Source organism: Streptomyces cyaneochromogenes, from assembly GCF_003963535.1.
Classification (GTDB): Bacteria; Actinomycetota; Actinomycetes; order Streptomycetales; family Streptomycetaceae; genus Streptomyces; species Streptomyces shaanxiensis.
In genome coordinates this window covers 3071369-3093717 of sequence record NZ_CP034539.1, presented here as the reverse complement: position 1 = coordinate 3093717, position 22349 = coordinate 3071369, and the positions used below count along the sequence as shown (strand labels likewise).

The 22349-nt window shown below is 71.5% G+C and carries 18 protein-coding genes; 5 read left to right on the top strand and 13 right to left on the bottom strand.

Translation table 11 applies throughout. The annotated features are described in order from the left end of the window. Positions 1 to 63 precede the first annotated feature (63 nt). Entirely contained in the window at positions 64 to 456 is a 393-nt protein-coding gene (locus EJ357_RS13755) for an FHA domain-containing protein (protein ID WP_126391891.1), read from the top strand. Between the two features lie 13 nt (positions 457 to 469). Here the strand turns inward: EJ357_RS13755 and EJ357_RS13750 are convergent, their stop codons facing one another. Further along, complete coding sequence (locus EJ357_RS13750; RefSeq protein WP_126391890.1) at positions 470 to 1138, bottom strand: O-methyltransferase; 669 nt, start codon at positions 1136 to 1138, stop codon at positions 470 to 472. Positions 1139 to 1174: 36 nt separating this feature from the next. After that, positions 1175 to 2416, bottom strand: a complete 1242-nt coding sequence (locus tag EJ357_RS13745; RefSeq protein ID WP_228473053.1) for a DUF2330 domain-containing protein — start codon at positions 2414 to 2416, stop codon at positions 1175 to 1177. A gap of 273 nt (positions 2417 to 2689) precedes the next feature. On the opposite strand from EJ357_RS13745, the gene EJ357_RS13740 reads away from it, so the two are divergent. Beyond that, positions 2690 to 4747 (top strand): bifunctional glycosyltransferase 87/phosphatase PAP2 family protein, encoded by a 2058-nt coding sequence (locus EJ357_RS13740; RefSeq protein WP_126391889.1) that lies wholly within the window; start codon positions 2690 to 2692, stop codon positions 4745 to 4747. Here the strand turns inward: EJ357_RS13740 and EJ357_RS13735 are convergent. From EJ357_RS13735 to EJ357_RS13720, 4 genes are all read right to left on the bottom strand, one after another. Beyond that, positions 4701 to 6347: a hypothetical protein gene (locus EJ357_RS13735; protein ID WP_407698482.1), complete on the bottom strand. Its 1647-nt coding sequence runs from the start codon at positions 6345 to 6347 to the stop codon at positions 4701 to 4703. The genes EJ357_RS13740 and EJ357_RS13735 overlap by 47 nt on opposite strands. Positions 6348 to 6379: 32 nt before the next feature. Beyond that, complete coding sequence (locus EJ357_RS13730) at positions 6380 to 10579, bottom strand: AAA family ATPase (RefSeq protein WP_126391888.1); 4200 nt, start codon at positions 10577 to 10579, stop codon at positions 6380 to 6382. Continuing rightward, positions 10576 to 11424: a hypothetical protein gene (locus tag EJ357_RS13725; RefSeq protein ID WP_175647386.1), complete on the bottom strand. Its 849-nt coding sequence runs from the start codon at positions 11422 to 11424 to the stop codon at positions 10576 to 10578. The genes EJ357_RS13730 and EJ357_RS13725 overlap by 4 nt, the downstream gene beginning before the upstream one ends. A 116-nt stretch (positions 11425 to 11540) precedes the next feature. Next, a complete protein-coding gene (locus tag EJ357_RS13720; RefSeq protein ID WP_126391887.1) occupies positions 11541 to 11966 on the bottom strand; it encodes an ATP-binding protein in 426 nt (141 codons plus the stop codon). 92 nt (positions 11967 to 12058) lie between these two features. Between EJ357_RS13720 and EJ357_RS13715 the strand changes: the two genes are divergently transcribed. Both EJ357_RS13715 and EJ357_RS13710 read left to right on the top strand, forming a co-directional pair. After that, positions 12059 to 12907 (top strand): helix-turn-helix domain-containing protein, encoded by an 849-nt coding sequence (locus EJ357_RS13715; RefSeq protein WP_126391886.1) that lies wholly within the window; start codon positions 12059 to 12061, stop codon positions 12905 to 12907. Then, positions 12867 to 13142 (top strand): DUF397 domain-containing protein, encoded by a 276-nt coding sequence (locus EJ357_RS13710; protein WP_175647385.1) that lies wholly within the window; start codon positions 12867 to 12869, stop codon positions 13140 to 13142. Before EJ357_RS13715 ends, EJ357_RS13710 begins: the two co-directional genes overlap by 41 nt. On the opposite strand, the gene EJ357_RS13705 is transcribed toward EJ357_RS13710, so the two are convergent. Then, positions 13139 to 14308, bottom strand: a complete 1170-nt coding sequence (locus EJ357_RS13705) for a steroid 3-ketoacyl-CoA thiolase (RefSeq protein WP_126391885.1) — start codon at positions 14306 to 14308, stop codon at positions 13139 to 13141. The two genes, EJ357_RS13710 and EJ357_RS13705, sit on opposite strands and share 4 nt — an antisense overlap. Positions 14309 to 14576: 268 nt before the next feature. Between EJ357_RS13705 and EJ357_RS13700 the strand changes: the two genes are divergently transcribed. Further along, on the top strand, positions 14577 to 15812 hold the full coding sequence (locus EJ357_RS13700; protein ID WP_126391884.1) for a cytochrome P450: 1236 nt from the start codon (positions 14577 to 14579) through the stop codon (positions 15810 to 15812). A gap of 197 nt (positions 15813 to 16009) precedes the next feature. On the opposite strand, the gene EJ357_RS13695 is transcribed toward EJ357_RS13700, so the two are convergent. From EJ357_RS13695 to EJ357_RS13670, 6 genes are all read right to left on the bottom strand, one after another. Continuing rightward, the gene (locus EJ357_RS13695) at positions 16010 to 16423 is read right to left on the bottom strand and encodes an aggregation-promoting factor C-terminal-like domain-containing protein (protein ID WP_175647384.1); all 414 of its coding nucleotides are present in this window, start codon (positions 16421 to 16423) and stop codon (positions 16010 to 16012) included. 337 nt (positions 16424 to 16760) lie between these two features. Beyond that, on the bottom strand, positions 16761 to 17624 hold the full coding sequence (locus EJ357_RS13690) for an ECF transporter S component (protein WP_126391882.1): 864 nt from the start codon (positions 17622 to 17624) through the stop codon (positions 16761 to 16763). Then, complete coding sequence (locus EJ357_RS13685; protein ID WP_126391881.1) at positions 17621 to 19297, bottom strand: ABC transporter ATP-binding protein; 1677 nt, start codon at positions 19295 to 19297, stop codon at positions 17621 to 17623. The genes EJ357_RS13690 and EJ357_RS13685 overlap by 4 nt, the downstream gene beginning before the upstream one ends. Continuing rightward, positions 19294 to 20397 (bottom strand): energy-coupling factor transporter transmembrane component T, encoded by a 1104-nt coding sequence (locus EJ357_RS13680; RefSeq protein ID WP_126391880.1) that lies wholly within the window; start codon positions 20395 to 20397, stop codon positions 19294 to 19296. Before EJ357_RS13680 ends, EJ357_RS13685 begins: the two co-directional genes overlap by 4 nt. Then, entirely contained in the window at positions 20390 to 21109 is a 720-nt protein-coding gene (locus EJ357_RS13675; protein WP_228473052.1) for an SCO2322 family protein, read from the bottom strand. The genes EJ357_RS13680 and EJ357_RS13675 overlap by 8 nt, the downstream gene beginning before the upstream one ends. Continuing rightward, positions 21106 to 22338 (bottom strand): prenyltransferase/squalene oxidase repeat-containing protein, encoded by a 1233-nt coding sequence (locus tag EJ357_RS13670; protein WP_126391879.1) that lies wholly within the window; start codon positions 22336 to 22338, stop codon positions 21106 to 21108. The genes EJ357_RS13675 and EJ357_RS13670 overlap by 4 nt, the downstream gene beginning before the upstream one ends. Positions 22339 to 22349: the final 11 nt, after the last annotated feature.

Sequence of the window (22349 nt, the reverse complement as noted above, 5' to 3'; positions counted from 1 at the left end):
ATTTATCATGCGGGCGCGGTGGCCAAACGGCTTCCGTACCAGGATGTTTCAGGAGGGGCGCACGTGCTCGAACTCACCATGGCCGCCGTGTCCGCGGCGGACGAGGGTGCCACGGCCGGCATGCTCATGGCCGACGCACCCAGCGAGCCGGGCGCCGTGCTGCGGGTGGGCCGCGACAAGTCGGTGTGCCGGCTGGCGACGCCGGACGACTGGCTGTTCGTCTCGCGGGTCCACCTGGAGTTCCTGTGCGGCCCCGACGGCGGCTGGCAGGTGACCTGGCTGCGCGGCTCGCAGGCCGACCCGTCCTCCGAGGTGCGGCTGACCGTGGGGGAGTACGCCCAGCCGATCGCGTACGGCGGGACGGTGCCGCTGCCCAGGGGCGGCAGCGGCGAGATCGTCGTCCTGGACCGGACCGCACCCCGCAGCGTCAACGTCGGCTTCTACCACGAGGCTTGAGTCGCCGGGGGAGCTACAGCACGCGGGCCAGCGCGAAGCCGTCGTAGCCCTTGCTGCCCACCGTCTGGACCGCCGTGCCGGTCAACCTCGGGTGGCTGCCGATCAGTTCGATCGCGGCGCGGGTGCCCTGGACGTCCGGCGCGGTGCTGTCGGCGTCGGTGACCCGGCCGCCGCGCACCACGTTGTCCACGACGATCAGGCTGCCGGTGCGGGTGAGCCGCAGGGCCCACTCGATGTAGTGCGGGTTGTTGACCTTGTCGGCGTCGATGAAGACCAGGTCGAAGGGGGCCGGGTTCTCGTCGGCCAGCTTGGGCAGCGACTCCAGGGCCGTGCCGATCCGCACCTCGACGATCTTGTCCAGGCCCGCCCGCGCGATGTTGCGGGTGGCGACCTCGGCGTGCTTGGGGTCGTACTCCAGCGAGATCAGGCGGCCGTCCGCGGGCAGGGCGCGGGCCAGCCAGATGGTGCTGTAGCCGGCGAGCGTGCCGATCTCCAGGATGTTGCGGGCGCCCTGGATCTCGGCGAGGAGCTGGAGCAGCTTGCCCTGGGGTGCGGTGACGCTGATCATCGGGATGTCCGCCGCCTCGCTGTCGCGCAGGGCCGCTTGGAGGACGTCGTCGTCCGGTGAGAGCTGGGCGGAGAAGTACTGGTCGACGTCGTCCCAGAGCTGCGACTCGCTCATCGCCTTGCCTTTCGTACGAGTAGTTAGAAGCGCTAACTACCCCTGTTCCCGGTCCGCGACTCCAGGATGGTCGATTTCGGCGCCGGACGCAGGTGGCTGCGCCGGGGGCGGGGGTGGTGGCGGGAGCGGTGGAGGCGGCGCGGTGCCAGGGCGCCGGGAGCGTCGTACGGCCAGGGCGGCCGCCGTCGCCACGGCCAGGGCGAGGCCGCCGGTCACCGTCAGCAGCCACGCCGGGAGTCCGGCCACCGTGCGCAGCCGGTCCTCGTGGATCACCTGCTGGAAGGTGTCGTCGGCCGGCGCCCGGCGCAGTACGTGGTCGCCGGAGATCCGCTCGGGACGGGGGAACTCCTGGCCGATCGCGGTGAGGAAGGGCGTGCCCGCCGCCAGATCGGCCAGTGGGCCGGTCTTCGCCGTCACTCGTCCGGCGTAGGTGACGCGGGGGCGTTCACCGCCGATGCGGGAGGCCGGTTCCATGCGGTGTGCGGCCAGGACGTACAGGCCGAGGGACTGGGGTGTGTCGGCGAGGCGGGACAGGCGCATCGGGTAGACCGGCTCGTCCGTGCGGAAGGTGAGGTGGAGGGGGTCGAGGGTGCCGGTGAGGCGGGTGCCCGTGGTCTGCGGGGTCAGCTTCACGGCGACGTACTCCCAGCCTTTGTGGACGTACGGGCGCAGGGCGTCGTCGAGGCGGGACGGCAGGGCGAAGCCGTTGCTGTCCAGCCAGCCGTCCAGGGCGCCGGGGTCGGTGGCCGTCAGCCGGGCCACGTCGAAGGGGCCCAGGCGCTGCCGGCCGACGACGCTCACGGGCGGTCCGGCGACGGCCCAGGGCGGGGGCGGGCCGGCGGCGGTGCCGTCGCCGGTCAGCAGGGGCCAGTCGCCGTCCTGGGGCCAGAAGTGGGGGCGCTCGCGGTGTACGGGGGCGGTGACGTCGTGCAGTTCGTCGAAGAGATCGGGGTCGCCGAGGCGGACCGTCGCCCGCCCCGGCACCGGCATGATCCACGCGACGCGCTCGGCGTCCCCGCCGACGGTCAGCCGCATCACGACCTGCTCCCGCCGGCCGTCCCACCGCACGACGGACTCCTCGCGGCCGACCGTCACCCGTCCGGCGGCGCCCGGCACCATGGCCCCGCAGCCGCACGCCCACGCCGGTGCCACGAGCTGGCCGAGCTGGAGGGCGAGCAGCGCCAGGGCGACGGTGAGGACGCGGCCGTGAGGGCGTCGGCGGACCCGGTCCCGGTCCCGCAGTAACTCCCGCTCCGCCATTGCGCGCAGCCCCTCCATTCCCGCGAGTCCCTTCCGCCCCGTCGGCGCCAGGGCTTCAGACGGTACGGCGGGTGATCCGGTTCCGGGGGCCGAGTTCCGCGATGTGAGCGATACGCCCCTGTCGTGTGATCCATTCCGCCCTGCCACGGGAAGCCACCTATCGGGCGTGACCTAGCGGAGGCGGGCGAACCGGCCCCGGACTATCGTCAATCGGGCAAAAGGGGAATCGGGCAAAAGGGGAGCGGACGCAAGTGCCCTGTGGGACGAGGCAGGGCGGGAGGCCGACGAGGCGTGGCGAAAGCGGAGCACGGTGGGCGACCGGCGCAGGCGCTGGGAGGAGCTACGGCCGTCGGCGCGGTACACGCACGCGTGCGCGTCGCGCGGCTCGGGCTGTGGCTGATCGTCGCGATCCTCGCCGCCCGCGAGGTGGCCGTCGTCCTCAGTACCCCGAGCGGGGAGCGGCTGACGGATCTGGAGACCTGGGTCGGTCCGGACGGCGTCCTGCATGTGAAGGGTTCGCTCTACGACTCGACGCGGTTCACCGGGACGCCGTTCGGCGGGCTCGTCCTCAAACCGCTGACCCGGGCCGCCGAGCAGGCTCTCGGCTGGGGCTGGACCTTCGGCACACTGCTTCTCGTCGTCGCCCTCGGCCTGGTCGCCGCCCGCGCGCTGCCCCAGCCGGTCAGCCGGCGCACCTCCCTGCTCGCCGCGCCCGTCGCGATCACCCTGCTCATGCTGTCGCTGCCGGTGCGCAACACCCTCTACCTCGGCCAGACCAGCGTCATGCCGGTCCTGCTCGTCCTGCTCGGCTGCTTCGCGCTGCGCGGCGAGCGCGCCGGCGGCGTGCTCATCGGCCTCGCGGCAGCCCTTCAGCCGACGCTGCTGCTGTTCACCCCGCTGCTGCTGCTCACCGGCCGCCGCCGGGCCGCGCTGTCCACGGCGGCCACGTTCGCCGGGGCCACGGTGCTCGCCTGGGCGGCGATGCCGCACGACTCGTACATCTACTGGGTCCACCACCTGGCCGGCGTCGGCCTCGGCGGGCGCGCCGACGACCTCGGCAACCAGTCCCTGCACGGCGCCCTGCTCCGACTGGGGCTGACCGGCCCGCTGGAGATCGCCCTCTTCCTGCTCCTCGGCGCCGCCGTCGCCGTCCTCGCCGTGCGCCGCGCCGTGCGCTACGCCCACGACGGACAGCTCCTCCTGGCCGTGGCGATCACCGGCTGCGCGGCGATCGTCATCTCGCCCACCGCCTGGCAGCACCAGCTGCTGTGGGTGCTGCTCGCGGTCGTCGGCCAGGTGGGCAGGCGGGCCTCCGACCGGTATGTGTGGCCGGTCGCGATCGTGCTGGTCATGACGCTGCCGGCGAAGATGATGGTGCCGGACAAGCTGCTCCTGCAGCCCCTGCGCGCCGACCTCGTCCTGCTGGCCGCGCTCGCCACCGCGGCCGTCGTGCCGTTCCTGTCCCGCACGTCGCCGTACTGGCAGACGCCGATCCCGACCCGGTACGCGGACCGGGACCCGGCCCGCTTCCGGCACATCCCGTTCGCTCCGGTCCTGCGCCGGGTGATCAGCCGCCCCAACCTGCTCTTCGAGCTGCTGCTGATCCGGGTCACCTACTACGCCTACGCCCAGATCCGGCTCGCCGCGGCCGGTGGCACCAACTCGGCCGGCCGGGTCACCGCCGAGGAGCACGGCGAGGAGATCCACTCCATCGAACGCGCCCTGCGCATCGACATCGAGTACTGGGCCAACCACGCGGTGGTGCAGGTCGACTCGCTGCGGAAATTCTTCGACTTCTACTACGAGTCGTTCCACTTCGGCGTCCCGCTCGCCATCCTCGCCGTCCTCTACTGGCGCCGCCCCGTCGACTACCGCTGGGCCCGCTCCGCGATCGGCTTCGCGACGGTGTTCGCGCTGATCGGCTTCTGGCTCTACCCGCTCGCCCCGCCCCGGCTGATGCCCGGCCTCGGCTTCATCGACACCGTCCACGGCCCGCAGGACTTCTCCCGGCCCGACTACGGAACCCTCACCGAGCTCACCAACCAGTACGCGGCGATGCCCTCCCTGCACTTCGGCTGGTCCCTGTGGTGCGGCCTGATGATCCTCGTCCTCGCCCCCAGGTGGTGGATGAAGGCCCTGGGTCTGCTGCACCCGCTGTTCACGGTCACGGCGATCGTCGTCACCGGCAACCACTGGGTGCTGGACGCGGCCGGCGGCGCGCTGGTCGTGGGCGCCGGCTTCGGGATGACGTACCTGCTCCAGGGCCCGCGCGCCCGCGTGGTGGCGTCGGAGGCCGAGAAGGTCAGCAGCGACTCCCGGGCTCCGGCGAAGGACCGTACTCCGAGCTGATCCGGTAATCGCCGGGCGTAAAGACGCTGAGCTCCGTGAACTCGCCCTTCGGCGCGAGGCACCCGCCGCCGTCGATGTGCAGCCACGGCGAATGGGCGACGCGCACGGTGGCGGTCCCCGCCCGCGGCATCCGTACGACGACGTCGGCGCTTGACGTCGACACGATGCTCGCCGGCCCGGACACCAGCGGCACGGCGTCGCGCACCCGGAACACCCGCCAATGCGCGTCCTGCCACACGGGCTCCAGCCACTCGGGCCGGTGATCGCGCACGAGCCGGGCCTCGTCCTTGGCGTACCCGTCGGGCTTGCCGAGCGGGAGGACGACGTACCCGACGGCCCAGCGGTCCAGCCACTCCCGGTAGGCCGCCGCGGAGAACGTCCCGTCGTAGAACAGCCGGGCCCGCTCCATGTCGAGCTGCCGGTTCCAGCCGCGGGCCATGTTGACGTACGGGGCGAGCCCGCTGGCCTCGCGGTGGTTGCGGGCCGGGACGACCTCCACGCGGGTGCGGTCGGCGCCGAGGCGGTCGAGGGCGCGGATCACGCCGTGGGTCTCGGTGGCCCAGGCCGGCACCCTCGTGGAGACGTACAGGTCGTCGCCGGTCTTCTTGCCGACCCAGCCGACGGAGAAGACCAGCGCGACGACGAGCAGCTTCCGGCGGAACCCGGCGAGAGCGGGCCGGGCCAGCAGAACGGCCAGCAGGGCGGCGGGCGCGAACAGTTCGGCGAAGCGCTCGACGTTCGTGCCGACGGGGGAGGCGACGAGATACGTCAGCACGACCCCGGCCGCGTAGACGAAACCGCTCCAGCGGGCCACGCGCCAGGTGCGAGGGGCGAGGAACGCGACGGCCAGACCGAGGAGGGCGGGCTGCCAGACACGGTCCGCGAACATCAACTGCTCGCCCTTGAAGGGGAAGAGGAGGCTGGTCACGCCGACGGTCACCGCGGGCGGCACGAGCAGGGCGAGGGCGCGTGCGTAGTCCCGGGTGAGGAGGAACGCTGCCCCCACGACCGCCACGAACAGCCCCGCCACGGGGCTGGCCATGGTCGCGAGGGCGGCGCAGGCGACGGCCGGGACGACACGCCGCCGGCCGGTGAGCACCAGGCAGGCGCCGAGCCCGAAGGCGACACCGAGCGCGAAAGTGGTGCGCCCGGAGGCCACGTTGCACCACAACGCCAGGGACGCGAGGACCGCCGGGCCGAGGGGTCGGTGGAGCCCCTCGACCCGGGTGATCAGGACGGCCGCCAGCCACGAGGCCACCAGCCCGGAGACGACGGTGACCGCGCGGACACCGAGGCCCGCCATCAGGTACGGGGAGATCAGGCTGTAGTTGGCGGTGTGCGTGCCGCCGTACCAGAACAGGTTGTACGCCGAGTCCCCGTGCCGCGCCGCGAAACCGGCCCAGGCGTACTGGGCGGCCAGGTCGCCGCCGCCGGTGGCGAGGAAGGCCCACCAGATCCCGTAGAGGGGCAGGAAGGGAAGCGTGGCGAGGAGCGGGACGCGGTGGCGGGCCCAGATCGTGCGCAGCAGGGGCGGACGCGCTTGGGCAGGGGGTGCCGGCTGCGCGGGTCTGGCGTGGGTGAGCTGTTCGGCTTGGGCCACGTGACCGAAGACGCGGAAACGGGGGGACGCGTTTACTGGCGGGCGAAGAGGGCTACGTCGTTGCCGAAGGCGCAGACCAGGTGGCCGGTGTCGGCGAGGGGCGCGGCTTGGGAGACCCCGGGGACGTGGAGGCTGCCCTCCGGGGTGCGGCTCTCCAGGTCCCAGATCCGGACCGTGTCGTCGGGGGAGCAGGTGACGGCGACCGGGCGGCCGTCCAGACTCCCGCATCTCACGGACTGCGCAGGTCTGCTGTGGCCCGTCATCGGCGGGCCGAGGAGGCGGCCCGTCGCGAGGTCCCGCACCTGTACCGTGGCGTCCCTGCCGCAGGTCACCATGGCGGGGCGGCCACCGATGTCGGCGCACGCGATGGCCAGGGCACTGTGCTGGATCTCGGCGATCGAGCGGTGATCGGCCAGGTCCCAGAACCGTGTCGCCCCCTCACCCGAGGTGATCGCGATCAGGCGACCGGCCACGACGGTGGAGGCCATCGCCCGCCGCGCTCCTACGGCGGACGGGAGAGGCGGGTACAGTGCCTCCCCGGTTCCGAGGTCCCAAGTCCACAGGCTGTCGTCCTGCGCGCTGCCGACGACGACCGGGCGGCCGTCCAGGACATCGCACGTCACCCTGGTCACGCGCTCGCGGGGGCCGGTGAGGTGGGCATACGCGACCTGATGTTCCAGATCCCAGGCGCGCACCGTACCGTCCCAGGAGGCGGTGACGGCGATGGACCGACCGCGCAGCATGGTGCAGGCCACGGACCGCACGTCATGCCAGTGCCCCTTCATGGAGTCACCGACGGGCGAGCCGGTGCGCGCATCCCAGATCCGGACCGTCTGGTCGTGGGAGCCGGTGACGAAGACCGGCCGTCCTTTCAACTCACTGACGTCCATGGCGGAGACCCGCCGAACATGGCCGGTCACGGGTCGGCCCAAAGGCCGTGAGACGGACAAGTCCCAGACCCGGACGCCGTTGAACGAACCGCACACCGCGACCGGTCGCCCGGCCAGCGACGCGCATGCCAACGACATGAGGGCATCACCGTCGTTCCCGAAGCTTCCCACCTGTCGGCGGGCCTTCAGATCCCAGACGGCCAGTGTCCGGTCCAGTGAACTGACGACGGCGACGGGACGACCGTCCAACTGCGTACACGCCACATGGTGCACATGCGCGTCGCGCGATTCGAACGTGGCCAGACGCCGACGTGTGTCCAGATCCCAGACGTGCAACTTCCTGCCCTGTGCCAGTGAGACGACAACCGGGTGACCGTCCAGCTCCGTACTCGCCAACGCCGTCACGTAGATTCGCTCGGCGCCCTCCAGCCCACCCCGGTCCAGGCCGCTCGCCAGGTCCCACACGCGTACCTGTGCGTTCGTGGTGCCCGTGACGGCGACGGGACCGTCATGCGTCATGGCAACCGTCAGCGCGCTCACCCGGCCGCCGACGTCGATCGGCCCGCCCACCGGTTCGCTGGTGGCCAGGTCCCAGATCCGCAGCGTGTCCGAGCCTGTGACGGCGATCGGTCGGCCGTTCAGTGTCGTGCACGCCACCGCGTCCACCTTGTTGGTGTGGCCGGTCATGGGCTTGCCCACCGGTACACAGGCGGCCAGGTCCCAGACGCGTACTGTCCCGTCGCTCGATCCGCTGACGGCGATCGGTCGGCCGTTCAGTGTCGTGCACGCCACCGCGTCCACCCTCTTGGTGTGGCCGGTCATGGGTCTGCCGAGGAGCTGGCCGGTGGTCAGATCCCAGACCCGCAGGCTCATGTCCACCGTCCCGGTGACGATGACCTCGCGGCCCTCGACGACGGTGCAGGCCGCCGCCACAACCCCCCTGGCCGGGCCCATGAAGGCGTTGAGCAGGTTGCCGGCCAGCAGCGAACCGGATGCGGCGACCGGCCTCCATGTCCCCTCGGCCACCCCGCTGCCGAACGCCTTCAACACGGACGGTTCGTTGTAGCGAGCCGCGTCCAGGGCGAGGATCCCTCGACGGCCAACCGCGTCGAGGTGGCGATGGACCTGGATCGACGCCCGGTACACGGCGGCGTGCAGCCGGGCGGCGTCACTCCTGACCTTCAGCAGGAGCATCACAAGCGTGTCGGCGTCCGCGTGCACCAGGTACTCGGGCTCCGTGACCAGCCCGTCGAGCAGTCCCGCGTGGGCTGCATGGACCGCCAGGTGCCGCAGTGCATACGGATGAGCCCGGCCCCAGTCCAGCGCGCCGTCGATCCGGTACGGCACGGTCCGCCGCAGCCCGACGGTGAAGGCACGGTGCGCCTCCCCGGCGTCCCGCCCCAGCCGCAGGTACTCCGCCATCGCCTCGTGGTACAGCCGGTACACCGACCGCCCGTCCTCGACGGCCTCCACCACGTACGCGCCCGCGTCCCGCCGCAACTGATGCAGGTCCTCATTGGTGTACCGCCGCCCCGACACCTCCGAGGCGAGCGGCGCCCAGATGTCCTCCCACGGCAGCCCCTGCCCCTCGGCGTACGCCAACGGCCGCAGCAGGTCGAGGATTCGCTCCGCGCCCTCGCCGAAGCGCTGGTGCAGATCGCGGTGCATGGCGTCGGCGGCGGCGCTCGGGAGTGATCCGAGCCAGTCGGGATCCTGCGGGTCGGGGAGCGTGGGCGTCGCCGCCAGCGTGCCGGCGGTGATGCGCGCGACGAGGAAGGAGTGGCCGGCTGCCGCGGCGACGGCCCGTGCGACCCCGAGCCGCAGACCGTTCTCGCAGTCCAGGTACGGCGACTTGGGGTGCGCGTCGATCAAGTTGCGCACCGCGTAGGCCAGTACGGCCTGCGGGTCGGCGTACCGGGGCGCATCGAGGTCGACATGGTCCGCCCGCTCCACGGCCAGCGGAGCCAGGAGATGGGGCCGGGTGCCCAGCAGCAGCCTCAGGCGGGTCCCGGCCAGTTCCATGAGCGGTCGCAGCACCTGGTTGCACAGTGATCTCGGCGTCACCGCCTCGTCCAGGCCGTCGATCAGCACCACCCGGGGACGGTCGGGCTCCGGCGCGGCGTTCAGCTGGTTCAGCAGCTCCGCCACCGCCTCCACCGGCGGCAACCGCAGCGCGGCGGCCAGCGCCTGGACCACCTGCTGATCGGTGAGGCTCTGGGCGTAGACCGCCGTACGGATCGCCTTCGGGGGCGGCAGCAGTTCCGGGCGCAGCCCCAGGTTCGCCAACGGCACCGTCCGCCGGTACTCCGGGTCGCTCACCGCGGCCAACAGCCCCAGCACCGCCGTCTTGCCCGACCCCGGGTCGCCCGTGACCACCAAAGCGGGCCGGTCGTCCGGCAGTTCGCCGAGCCACGCCGTGATGTCGCGCAGCGCCCGATGCCGCCCCGAGAACCACCATCCCACCCGGTCCTCGTCCCGGTGCCCCATCGCCCGCCGCAGCAACCGCGTCCGGAACTCCACGTCCCGCCGCCTGTCCTGCTCGTCCCACTCCGCCGCCTGTTGCAGGGCCATGTCGGTGTGGGACAGCCGGTTGCTGTGCTTGGCGTTGGGGAGGAAGGGCGGGATCTCGCCGGTGAGGCCGATGATCTCCAGGCCGATGTCCTGGAAGTCGGGGCGTGAGGGGTTCTTGGCCGTGGCGTTGACCACCGCGTCCAGGGACAGGAGCGCCGGTGTGCAGCCCGCCGTCGCCAGGCTCGTGACCGCTTCCGTGAGCAACTCGGGGAAGGCCCCCGCCCGCGCGAGTTGGCTCGGCTGCGCCGACGTGATCACCGCCAGGCCGGCGTCCCGCTCGCGCCAGTTGCCCTTCAACTTCGCCATGGAGACGAGCAGTTCATTGCCGCCCTGCCCGGAGAAGCAGGTGTCCAGCATGAGCAGCAGCCGCCGTACCTTCGTCCCGGCGAGGATCTTCCGGGCCAGTGTGCTCGGCGGCAGGGCGTCGTACAGGTCGTCGGGGTGGGTGTCCGACGTCAGGAGTACGTACTCGTCGTTGTCGAGGAGCTCGCCGTGTCCGGCGACGTACACCGCCAGGATGTCGTCGGCCCGGCGCTCCGGTGAGCGGCAGAACTCCCGCAGTTCCCGCAGCAGTTGCTGCTGTGTCGGGTTGGCGCCCAGGTCGGAGACGTGCTCGTAGCCGAGCCTGGTCGTGAACAGGTCGACGATCCCGCGGCGTGCCTCGGCCAGCCCCGGCCGGTCCCACTCCGGGGCGTGCGGGTAGTGGCTGACCGCGGTGGCGATCAGGAAGCGGCGCGGGCCGCCGTCCCCGGGGGCCGTACCCTCGCTCATGCCAGCCCCTCCGCCAGCCCTTTCGCCACCGCCTCGCCGGTCTCCTTCGCCGTCAGGTACAGCGCGGCGTCGTGCGCGTGCGAGCCGTTGTGAACGACCTTCCCCGTCACCCCCGTCCCGAAGAACAGCGACAGGTCCTTGACCGCCGCCACCACATCACCCTCGTCGACGACGTTCGTCCACGCCGATGTGCCCGGCCAGCCGCCCGGTTCGGGCCGGAGCCGGTCGAGGACCATCCGCATCCCCAGGGGTGAGCCAAGCGTCACCAGCGCCCGCACCTGGTGGCCGGGCCGCGCGCACAGCGCCTCGTACGCCACGACCGAGCCCAGCGAGTGCGCGACGACCACCCGGGTGTCCGGCTCGATCGCCTCCTCCACGCGTGCGCGGGCCGCGGCCCGCAACCCGTCGTCCGTCAGATAGCGACGCACCTGCTTGAGGTCGAACACGAGGGCCCGCAGGGACACGTCGGCGAAGAAACGGGAGTGCTGCAGCACCCGTAGCGCCGTCTGTACGGCTCTCGGTGAACGGGCCAGCGTGTCCGTGGCACCGGGCGGCGGCACGGCAGGATCGGTCCGGGCGCACTCCGCCCACCACTCCAGCAGCAGCTCGGTCTCGAAGCCCTCGTCGACGTCGTCCGGGGTGAACATGGGGTCCCCGACGGCCAGGGTGTGGCCCGAAGGGCGGAACAGGTCGCCGTAGAAGGCCATCCGGAACTCACCTGGACCGAACGGCGAGCCGCCCGCCCGGTCGAGGCCGTCGGCGAGTGCCGGCTCCCAGTCCTTCAGCAGCGTGTTGCCGCCCAGCCGCTGCTTGCCCACGCCGTGCACACCGACGATTCGCGCCATCGCCTTGTTCCCCCGAGCCTCGTGCGTCTCCTCACTCTAGACAGGCGGGAGGGGAGGCAGAGGCGACAACGACCAAGCCGCCGCCCATAGGTCTTCCGGTCTCAGTTCCGACACTCTCACCCACTTCCATACCAGCATTCGAACCACACCGCCTTGCCACCCCCTGACACAGGATCCACACCCCACTTGTCGGCCATCGCGTCCAGCAGGACGAGCCCACGGCCGCTCTCGTCCTCCGGCCCCGACTGCACGGCATGCGCGGGCAGTTGACCGCAGCCGTCCGTCACCTCGACCCGCACCCCGCCCGTCCGCCGCAGCACCAGCACCTCGCACCGCCGGTCCGGAACATGCCGTACGACATTGGCGACCAGCTCGGTCACGGCCAGCTCGACGGTGTCGGTCAGCTCGCACATCCCCCACTCCTCGAGCAGCGAGCGGGCGATGGCGCGGATGTGCCGGGCCGAGTGGGTGCCGACGGTGAGGGACAGGCGGTACTGGGCCCGGAAGGGGGCCAGGTAGGTGGGGGGAATGTATTCATTCACGGTACGAGCGTGACCTGGGGCGGTTACTTTGGGCTACCGAACAGATACAACGGGCTCCGAAGTGGGCCCAGTTGCGTGAGAGGGGGCTCTGCGTGACCCACATCAACACCCTCGACCCGGGCGCCTCGCCACTGGACTACTACGGCTTCGAGCTACGCCGGTACCGCGAGGCCGCCGGGCTGACCCAGCGCCAGCTCGGGGACATCGTCTACTGCACCGGTTCACTGGTCGGCCAGATCGAGACGGCACGGAAGCTGCCGACGTTGCCCTTCAGTGAGCGCGTGGATATCGCGCTGGGGACAGGCGGGGCGCTGTCCCGGCTGCATGAGCTGGTGATGCGAAGCCAACTTCCGGCCTGGTTTCAGCAGGTGGCGGAGTTGGAGGCGCGGGCGATCGAGATCTGCTCCTTCCAGGACCACATGGTTCTCGGTCTCCTCCAGACCAGGGCATACGCTCGTGCCGTGTTCGGTGTGCTGGACGACACCGACCTCGACGACCGCACCGAGGTACGGCTGGCCCGTCAGCGCATCCTGGAGAAGCCGGAGCCGCCGGTCTTTTGGGCGATCCTCAGCGAGGCAGCGCTGTTCCTGGAGATCGGTGGCCGGGAGACCATGCGGGAGCAACTCGCCCACCTGTTGTCGTTCGAGAACAATCCCCGGGTCAACATCCAGGTGCTGCCATTCTCGGCGGGCGCGCACGCGGGGCTAACAGGCTCGTTCGACCTCTACCGCTTTGCGAGCGACCCGACCATCGTCTACACGGAGAGCTACGGCAGCGGGCATCCGACCGCGAATCCGGACACCGTCAAGGACTGCTCGCTCCGTTACGATCATCTTCAAGCCGCCGCGCTTTCCCTCAAGGATTCGGCGGAGTTGATCCGGCGCGTGATGGAGGAACGCTATGGCGAGCAACATGGTTCCGGCGGGGATCCAGTGGCGTAAGTCCAGCTACAGCAGCGACCAGGGTGGCCAGTGCGTTGAATGCGCTCCGCTCGGGTCCCTGGCCTGGCGCAAGTCCTCGCACAGCGGCGACCAGGGCGGCGAATGCATCGAGATCGCCGAAACCCCCCACACCACCATCGCCATCCGCGACTCAAAGAACCCGGCGGGACCGATCCTCACCCTCGACCCCGCCGCGTTCACCACCTTCGTCAACTGGACGTCGGCCGTCGGCTAGAGCCGCTGAATGATCGTGCCGGTGGCCAACCCGCCCCCGGCGCACATCGTCACCAGCGCGAACTCCTTGTCCACCCGCTCCAGTTCATGAAGCGCGGTCGTGATCAGCCGAGCCCCGGTGGCCCCCACCGGATGCCCGAGCGCAATCGCACCGCCGTTGACGTTGACCTTCTCCAGGTCCTGCTCGAAGACCTGTGCCCAGCTCAACACCACGGACGCGAACGCCTCGTTGATCTCGACGAGGTCGATGTCCTTCAACGACATCCCGGCCTTGCCCAGCACCGCCTTCGTCGCGTCGATCGGCCCGTCGAGGTGGAAGTGCGGGTCGGCGCCGACCAGCGCCTGCGCCACGATCCGCGCCCTCGGTCGCAGCTTCAGCGCACGTGCCATCCGTTTCGACGCCCACATGATGGCCGCCGCGCCGTCGCTGATCTGCGACGAGTTGCCCGCCGTATGGACGGCCGTCGGCATGACCGGCTTCAGGCCCGCCAGCGCCTCCATGGACGTGTCGCGCAGCCCCTCGTCCTTGTCGACGAGCCGCCACATGCCCTGACCGGCGTGCTGCTCCTCCTCGGTCGTCGGGACCTGGACGGCGAAGGTCTCCCGTTTGAACCGCTCCTCGGCCCAGGCGGCGGCGGCCCGTTCCTGGGAGAGCAGCCCCAGTGAGTCGACGTTCTCGCGCGTCAGCCCGCGGTGGCGGGCGATGCGCTCGGCCGCCTCGAACTGATTCGGCAGATCGACGTTCCACTCGTCGGGGAACGGCTTCCCGGGGCCGTGCTTGGAGCCCGAGCCCAGCGGCACCCGGGACATCGCCTCGACGCCGCAGCTGATCCCGACGTCGATGACGCCCGCCGCGATCATGTTGGCGGTCATGTGGGAGGCCTGCTGCGAGGAGCCGCACTGACAGTCGACGGTCGTCGCGGCCGTCTCGTACGGCAGGCCCATGGTCAGCCAGGCCGTGCGCGCGGGGTTCATGGACTGCTCGCCGGCATGGGTCACCGTGCCGCCGACGATCTGCTCGACGCAGTCGGCGGGGATGCCGGTGCGGCCCAGGAGTTCACGGTAGGTCTCGCCCAGGAGATAGGCGGGGTGGAGGTTGGCGAGCGCGCCGCCGCGCTTGCCGATGGGGGTGCGTACGGCTTCGACGATCACGGGTTCGGCAGCCATGGGTGCGGGTCCTCTCGGCTCTCCGGCTCTCTCCGGCTCTCCTCCGGAACTAGTACGTGTTCTAGTTCTCTCCGCAGTCTGCTGACGTGACGTCCGTCACCGCAAGAGTCGTGCACGCCCTGGAGGCTTGATCTGCGGAGATCTGCACGAATTCCGCACGGGATTCGGGGCGTCGCACCTCTTGCCACTTGTAGAACCCGTTACTACCTTCGCGGCAGTCCCTGTTCTGATGGACCGTCAGATGGCCTTCAGATGACTGGAGCCGCCGATGCCTTGTCCAGCTCTTCCCGACGGGTTCGACTTCACCGACCCCGATGTGCTGCACCACCGCGTACCCCTCCCGGAGTTCGCCGAGCTGCGCCGGGCCGAACCGGTCCGCTGGATCCCGCAGGCGGGCAACGTGGCCGGATTCCAGGACGAGGGCTACTGGGCGGTGACCCGGCACGCGGACGTCAAGTACGTGTCGACGCATCCGGAGTTGTTCTCCTCCACCCTCAACACCGCGATCATCCGCTTCAACGAGCACATCGAGCGGGACGCGATCGACGCCCAGCGGTTGATCCTGCTGAACATGGACCCGCCCGAGCACACCCGGGTCCGCCAGATCGTCCAGCGCGTGTTCACCCCGCGTGCCATCCGCGCCCTGGAGGAACGCCTGCGGACGCGGGCGCTGACGATCGCCGCGAACGCCCGCGAGCACTCGGGCCCCTTCGACTTCGTGACCGAGGTCGCCTGCGAACTGCCCCTCCAGGCCATCGCCGAGCTCATCGGCATCCCGCAGGACGACCGGGCCAAGATCTTCGACTGGTCCAACAAGATGATCGCGTACGACGATCCCGAGTACGCCATCACCGAGGAGGTCGGGCAGGAGTCGGCCACGGAACTCATCGCGTACGCGATGAACATGGCCGCCGACCGCAAGGAGTGCCCGGCGAAGGACATCGTCACGACGCTGGTGTCGGCCGAGGACGAGGGCAACCTCCGCTCCGACGAGTTCGGGTTCTTCGTGCTGATGCTGGCGGTCGCGGGCAACGAGACGACTCGAAACGCCATCACCCACGGCATGCACGCCTTCCTCACCCACCCCGAGCAGTGGGAGCTCTACAAGAGGGAGCGGCCCGCGACGGCGGCCGAGGAGATCGTGCGCTGGGCGACGCCGGTGGTCTCCTTCCAGCGCACGGCGACGCAGGACACGGAGCTGGGCGGCAAGCTGATCAAGAAGGGTGACCGGGTCGGCATCTTCTACGCCTCCGCCAACCATGACCCCGAGGTCTTCGACAACCCGGATGACTTCGACATCACCCGTGACCCCAACCCCCACCTCGGGTTCGGCGGAGGCGGCCCGCACTACTGCCTGGGCAAGTCCCTGGCGGTCCTGGAGATCGACCTCATCTTCAACGCCGTGGCCGACGCCATGCCCGGACTGCGACTGGCCGGCGACCCGCGCCGCCTGCGCTCGGCGTGGATCAACGGCGTGAAGGAACTACGGGTCAGCACCGGCTGACCCGTCCCGAGGGAGGCAGGAGCACCTCCTATCCCTACGCCCCGTTCCTGCCTCCCCCGAGACGGCTGCCGGGCTGCCGGGCTGCCGGGCAGTCCTGGCCGGGCACGGCGAAGGCGGCGGCCCCGGGGATCGGGGGCCGCCGCCTTCAGTCCTGCCTGGCGAGGTGGGCTCGGTGCCAGTGGCTCAGTGCCAGTGGCTCAGTACCAGTTGTTGGCCTGCCAGAAGTTCCAGGCGCCGCACGGGCTGCCGTAGCGCTCCTTCATGTAGTCCAGGCCCCACTCGATCTGGGTGGCGGGGTTGGTCTTCCAGTCGGAACCGGCGGAGGCCATCTTGTTGCCCGGGAGGGCCTGGACGAGGCCGTAGGCACCGGACGAGGCGTTGGTCGCGTTGGGGTTCCAGCCGCTCTCGTGGTCGACGATGTTCGAGAAGCACTCGTACTGGGCCGAGTCCGAGATCATCTTCTTCGCGATCGCCTGCGCCGAGGAGGACGAGGTCGCGGCCTGCGCGGGGGCGGCGGCGAACAGGGAGCCGGCGGTGGCGGCGGCCAGAGCGGCACCGGCGATGGCCTTCTTCGGGGCGGAGATACGGCGGAGGAGAGAAACAGCGGACACGGGGAGCCTTTCGTCGGGGACAGTGCGCCGCGGGCATGCCGGAACCACGCGATGCGAGGTGTGGGGCATACGTTGGCGCCGCGGCCCAGGTGGGCACATCGGCGCCGTGCGACGTCCACCAGACAAGCAGGCCCGGAAGGCGTCCGCAATGAGCCCTTTTGCTAGTTGTGGTCGTATGTGGGGTGAAGGTCGTTTGTGTGATGTGGCTCTCAATGTGCAGGTCAGAGGCCATGTTGGCGTGCACATGGCGTCTGATTTGTCCGACTAAGGTGGATCGTAGGTGATATGGGTCATGTGGGGTGCTTCACCGGGTCTGTAACTGTCCGCGCGTGGGGCGTCACCGTGCGGGGGTGTCGAATGTGACCGGGCTCTCGAAGGCCGCGCGGCGGGTGGCGCGGCGCAGCGCCCTGAGGATCGCCGGGCCGAGCGTGAGGGTGAGGACGACCGTGACGATCGCCCGGCCCAGGTCCCAGCCGAGCGAGGTGGCCAGGCAGTACGCGACGAAGCGGGCGAGGTTGGCCAGGGGGTCGAGGTTCGGGGCGAAGGAGATGTGCGACGTGTCCGCCGGGAGAAACGGCCAGCCCTGCATGTTCATGGCCGTGCCGTACGCGAACGCGGCGAGGAAGCCGTAGCCGGCCAGCAGGAGCAGCTCGCCCCGGCCGCGCAGACGGTCCGGGCCCGGCAGCAGCCCCGCGCCCATCGTGAACCAGCCCATCGACAGCATCTGGAACGGCATCCACGGCCCCACCCCGCCTGTGAGCAGCGAGGACGCGAACATCGTCACCGCGCCGAGGACGAAGCCGAAGCCGGGGCCGAGGACCCTGCCGCTGAGCACCATCAGGAAGAACATCGGCTCGATGCCCGCCGTACCGGCGCCGAGCGGCCGTAGCGCGGCGCCGGTCGCCGCCAGCACGCCCAGCATCGCCACCGCCTTCGGGCCGAGCCCGGACTCGGAGATCGTCGCGGCGACGACGGCGACCAGCAGCAGAAGCAGGCAGGTGAACAGCCAGGGCGCGTCCTGCGCGTGGGCGCTCACCTGTGAGGTGGGCGGGGAGAGGAAGGGCCAGCCGAGCGAGGCGACACCGACCGCGCTGACCAGGACGAGGGCGGCGATGGAGCGGGGGCCGAGGCGGATGGGGCGGGACTGGGGCTGGTGCCGGGGCTGGGTCCGGGCGGGGGGCTGGGGCTGGGCGGCGCTCATGACAGCGCCCTCCGCACCTGCGCGACGGTGAGCCACTGCTGTGGGGCCAGGATCTTGGTGACCTGCGGGGCGAAGGACGGCGAGGAGACGACGACCTCCGCCGTCGGGCCGTCGGCGATCACCTCGCCCTCCGCGAGCAGGATCACCCGGTGGGCCAGTTCGGCGGCCAGCTCCACGTCGTGGGTGGCCAGGACGATCGCGTGCCCCTCGGCGGCGAGGTCGCGCAGCAGCGTGACCAGGCGGGACTTCGCCGCGTAGTCGAGGCCGCGGGTCGGTTCGTCGAGAAGCAGAAGGGGCGGGCGGGCGGTCAGGACCACCGCCAGCGCGAGCGTCAGGCGCTGGCCCTCGGAGAGGTCGCGGGGGTGGGTGTCGTCGGGGATGTCCGGGAGGAGCTCGGAGACCAGGGCGCGGCAGGTGCCGGGTTCGGCGCCCGCGTCGGTGTCGGCGGCGGTGCATTCGGCGGCGACCGTGTCGGCGTAGAGGAGGTCTCTGGGTTCCTGCGGGACCAGGCCCACGCGGCGGACGAGGTCTTGGGGTGGGGTGCGGTGGGGTACGGCTCCGCCGACGTTCACCTCGCCTGCGGAGGGTTTGATCAGGCCGACCAGCGTGTTGAGCAGGGTGGACTTTCCGGCGCCGTTGCGGCCCATGAGGGCGATGGTCTCGCCGGGGGTGACGGTGAGGTTGATGTGGTGGAGGGCGCGGATGTGGTCGCGGGTGACGGTGAGGGCGTGTGCGCCTGCCAGCTCGGGGGGTGTGGATTGTTGGCGGCTGCGGGTTCGTTGTGGCTGGTCGCGCTCACGCGGCGGTAGCCGCAAATCGAATACAGCCCCGCGCCCCTGGAGGGCGATGGGGTCCCGCCCGTTGAGTTGTTCCCGCAAACCTGTTGCTCGGCGTCGCGCATCCCGCACCGTCAGCGGTAGTGGCGTCCAGTCCGCCAGGCGGCCAAGGCCTACGACTGGCGGGTACACCGGGGACACGGCCATCACCTCCGCCGGAGTACCCAGGACCGGGGGTGCTCCGGGGGAGGGGAGAAGGGCGATCTGGTCGGCGTACTGGACGACCCGTTCCAGGCGGTGTTCGGCCATCAGGATCGTGGTGCCGAGGTCGTGGACCAGGCGTTGGAGGACCGCGAGGACTTCCTCCGCGGCGGCCGGGTCCAGGGCCGACGTCGGTTCGTCGAGGATCAGGACGCCGGGGTGCGGGGTGAGGACCGAGCCGATCGCGACGCGCTGCTGCTGGCCGCCGGAGAGGGTGGAGATGGAGCGGTCGCGGAGGTCGGCGAGGCCGAGCAGGTCGAGGGTCTCCTCGACGCGGCGGCGCATCACGTCGGGGGCGAGGCCCAGCGACTCCATGCCGTAGGCCAGTTCGTCCTCGACGGTGTCGGTCACGAAGTGGGAGAGGGGATCCTGGCCGACCGTACCCACCACGTCCGCGAGTTCGCGCGGCTTGTGGGTGCGGGTGTCGCGTCCGGCCACCGTGACGCGGCCGCGCAGGGTGCCGCCGGTGAAGTGCGGGACGAGTCCGCTGACCGCGCCGAGGACGGTGGACTTGCCCACGCCCGACGGGCCGACGAGCAGGACCAGTTCGCCCTCCGGGACCTCGAAGTCCACGCCCTGGACGGTGGGTTCGGCGGCGCCGTCGTACGTCACGGAGACGTTCTCGAAGCGGATCACGACGGCTCCTTGAGGGGGGCGGGGCTGATGAAGGCGGGCAGCAGGCCCAGGAGGACGGCCGCCGCCGGCCACAGGGGGAGGGCGGGGGCGACGAGGGGGATCACGCCGGGGTTCAGGGCCGCCGGGTCGCGGGTCGCGGCGAGGGTCAGCAGGGCGGCGACCGCCGCGCCGGAACCGGCGACCAGCCAGGCGCGGGTGTCCCAGCGGTCGGGGCGGTAGCGGGTGCGCAGGGTGCGGCGACCGCCCAGGCGCAGGCCCGCCAGGGCGGCGGTGAGTCCGGCGAGCAGCACCGGCAGTCCGTATGTGCCGCCCTCGGCGGTCAGCAGCCCGTACGTTCCCGCGCAGACGCCGAGGAGGCCGCCGAGGGTGAGCGCGGTGGTCGTACGGCGGACGCGGGGCGGGACGTCGGCGGTACGGCCGTAGCCGCGGGCGTCCATCGCGGCGGCCAGGGCGACCGAACGCTCCAACGCGCCCTCCAGGACCGGGAGTCCGACCTGCAGCAGGCCGCGGATGCCGGTGTCGGGGCGGCCGCGCAGGCGGCGGGCGGCGCGCAGGCGCTGGACGTCCGCGATGAGGTTGGGGGCGTAGGTGAGGGCCACGACCACCGCGACACCCATTTCGTACAGGGCGCCGGGGAGGGACTTGAGCAGGCGGGCGGGGTTGGCGAGGGAGTTCGCGGCGCCTACGCAGATGAGGAGGGTGGCCAGTTTGAGGCCCTCGTAGAAGGCCTTGACCAGGGTCTCGGCGGTGACCTTGCCGCCCAGGCGGATGCCCTGCGCCCAGTGGGGGAGGGGGACTTCGGGGAGTGTGACGATCACGTGGGTGCCGGGGAGGGGGGAGCCGAGGGTCACCGCGAAGAGGAGGCGGATGAGGAGGACGGCCAGGGCGAGTTTGACGAAGGCCGTGTAGGAGCGGGCCCAGGGGGCCTGGGGGCGGCAGGTCGCCACCACGTAGGCGGAGGTCGCTATGAGGAGGGCGAGCAGGAGCGGGTTGGTGGTGCGGGTCGCGGCGGTGCCCAGGGCCAGGGACCAGAGCCACCAGGCACCGGGGTGCAGCCGGGACGACCGCCCACCGCTGCGGATGCCTGAGTGACTAGGCATTCCGGCGCCGCCGTGCCTGCCACACCGCCGCCGCGCCCAGCACCGCCACCACGGCGATCCCGGCCACCAGGCCCAGTGACGGACCGCCCTGAGAACCGTCCTTCTTCTCGGCCGCTTCCTTCTCGGCCGCCTGCTCCTTCGCCGCCTGCTCCTCGGTCGCCGTCGGCTTCCCGGCCCCCGACACCTGCTCCCCGCACCCACGCTCCGGATAGCCGGCGATCGCGCACAGCAGGGCGTTCGTGTCGTAGCGCAGGGGCTTGGCCACCGAGGCCAGGGCCTCCGCCGTGGTGGCGTCGCCGGGGACGCGGGCGCAGGCCGTACGGCGGGCCGGTGGGGTCTCGTCCGACGGGGCGTCGGCGCTCGTACCGAAGTCGATGACCAGCGCCACCCGCTTCTCGCCGTCCCGTGCGGGTGTTCTCGCGCAGATCACCTCGAACACGGCGGCGCCCCTGGGGCGGGCCGCGTCCTTGGAGTCCTCGCTCACCGCGAAGCGGAAGCCCTGGACGTCGCCGTCGGACGGGCGGGCCGTGGAGGGGCCCTGGATGGCGTAGGTCCAGGTGTCGCCGTCGCGGTCCCAGAAGGACCAGTAGCGGTAGCCGGTCGCCTGGGCGGCCTGGGCCGCGCCGACCAGGAGGGTCAGCACGGCCAGGAGCAGGGCGAGGGTACGGCGGACGGCGAGGGTACGGCGGTTGGCGAGGCCGTGGCGGATCACGGTCGCTTGCCCTTGTTGCGGCCGCTCAGCAGGAAGCCGATGCCGATGCCCGCGACCAGGCCGACGCCGATGATCCACCACAGGCTGACGCCGTTGTCGTCGTCCTCCTTCTCCTGCGACGGCTTCTCCGACTCCGTCGCCGTCGCCGCCGTCCGAGGCGCCGGGCCCTGCGCGTTGAGCTGCTTGACCAGGTCGGTGCCGCCGAAGTCACGCGGGTCGGCGCCCGCCGCGTCGGCGGCGAGGATCAGCTGGGCGTAGGCGGCGGGGCCGCTCTGGGCGGCCCACTGGGCGGCGTTGCGCTCCAGCCAGCGCACGGGCTTCTGTGCCGCCTGGGTACCGGCCCGGGCGGCGAGGGCGACGACCGCGTCCGCGGTGTTGCCGTAGTCGGGCTGGTCCTCGGCGCCGGCGAGGGCGGACTTCAGGTAGCCGTCCTTCTCGACCGCCTTCGTCAGGTACGCGGCGCCGTTGGCCGAGGCCTGCTCCGCGGTGAGGTCGGAGGCGTCGGCACAGGCGACGTCCTTCTTGTCGCCGGCCTTCGTCGCCAGCATGCCCGTCCCCAGGGTGCCGACCACGGCCGCCGCCGTCGCGTCCGCGTTGGCCGCCAACTTGCCCTTCTTGTCCGGCTGGTAGGCGAAGGCACCGCCGTCCGCGCACGGCAGGGCGAGCTTCAGCAGCGCGTCGTAGGGCGACTTGCCGTCCTTGCGGACCCCGGCGGGGTCCTCGCCGACGGCGTTCAGGGCGCCGATCACGACGGACGTCGAGTTGGCGTCGCTGGCTCCGCCGGGCGTGTAGCCCCAGCCGCCGTCCTTGTTCTGCGCGGACTTCAGCCAGGTCACCGCCTTGCCGGTCTCCTTCTCGTGCCCGCCGACCGCGGCCAGGCCCTGGACGGCGGCGGCCGTGCTGTTGGTGTCGACCATCGTCTTCGCGTCGCACGCCTTGGCGGGGTCGGCGCGGAACGCCGCGAACGCCCCGTCGGCGCACTGCTGCCCGGCCAGCCAGTCGATCGCCTTGACGGCGGGCTGCACGTCCATCCGGCTCTGCGCGATCAGCGCCAGGGACTGGCGCCAGACGCCGTCGTACGTCGGGTCGGCGGTGCCGTACAGGCCTGCGGGGAGCGCGACGGACGGCGACGCGGACGGGGTGTGGTCGACGGCGATGGCGGACGTGGCACCGGCCGTGCCGATCACGGTGACGGCGGCCAGGGCCGCGGCGCTGCGGCGGACGTACATGATCGGCGGGT